The sequence below is a fragment of the Weizmannia acidilactici genome, from assembly GCF_008974185.1.
In the GTDB taxonomy this organism is placed as follows: Bacteria; Bacillota; Bacilli; order Bacillales; family Bacillaceae_C; genus Weizmannia; species Weizmannia acidilactici.
This window is the reverse complement of sequence record NZ_BKZP01000091.1, coordinates 1-956: the sequence shown is the minus strand read 5'-3', so window position 1 is coordinate 956 and position 956 is coordinate 1. Positions and strand designations below refer to the sequence as shown.

Here is a 956-nt window from a genome sequence, read left to right as displayed (position 1 = left end):
CAAAGAAAGGAACTCTCACCTTTGATAAAATGATTTTTGGTAGAAAATCAAAAGAAAGGTGGAGTTCCTATGTCTAAGAATACCATTGAATTACCGAATTTAAAAGAGATAGAAAAGGATTTATTCAAACAGCTACAAACATACTTCCGAGTCATTCTATCGCACACTCTTGAAGAACTTGATGTCTGGCTTATGGAAAATCGGGATTTTAAACGGTTTGAATATCGAGAAAGACAGTCTTGTACACTGGAAACCCTTTTTGGTCCTTTGACTTTTAAACGGAGAAAATATAAGGACCGTCAGACAGGTCGCCGAGTGGCCTTATTGGACCAAGTGTTAAAATTCAAAGGATCCAATAGTCTTAGTCCTCTTATTACAGATATGGCTGTGGATTGGGCAGTTAGAGGTCGTTCTTATCGTGATGCGAGAGACCGAATAACAGAATTACTCGATCACCAAGCCATAAGCCATGAAAGCATTCGCCAAAAAGTCCTGGGAGTTAAAAAGATTGATCATTCAACCCGTGAAGGACATCCTAAGAAGGTAAAGGCTTTATTTCTAGAGGTTGATGGCATCAATCCATCCCTCCAAGGAATGGCCCAAAAGACACATGAAGTCAAAGTGGGTATGGTTCATGAAGGTTGGGAGAAACGCCATCCGAAAAGCAAGAACTATCAGTTAGTCAATAAATCTTTTTACATTTCATTAGGAGATGGTGAGGAATTTTGGGAGGCTTTTAGTCGTGAGCTGTATGCGCAATACGATATCAACGAGGAAACGCCAATCATTATTAACGGTGATGGTGCGTCTTGGATACGTGCTGGTGTAGACTACTTTCCCAATGCGTTTTATAACTATGACCGTTTCCATTTGAAAAAGTGGATGAAAGCTGCCTTAAGTAACCGGGAAAAGAAAGAACGTCAAAAAGCGTATAAGGCCGCTGAAGCCAATGATCC

At 40.3% G+C, this 956-nt stretch carries 1 protein-coding gene; it reads left to right on the top strand.

Annotation, left to right across the window (positions count from 1 at the left end; translation table 11 throughout):
- Window positions 1-69: 69 nt before the first annotated feature.
- On the top strand, window positions 70-956 hold an 887-nt coding region (locus tag BpJC4_RS15795; protein ID WP_151698194.1), incomplete at its 3' end, for an ISLre2 family transposase.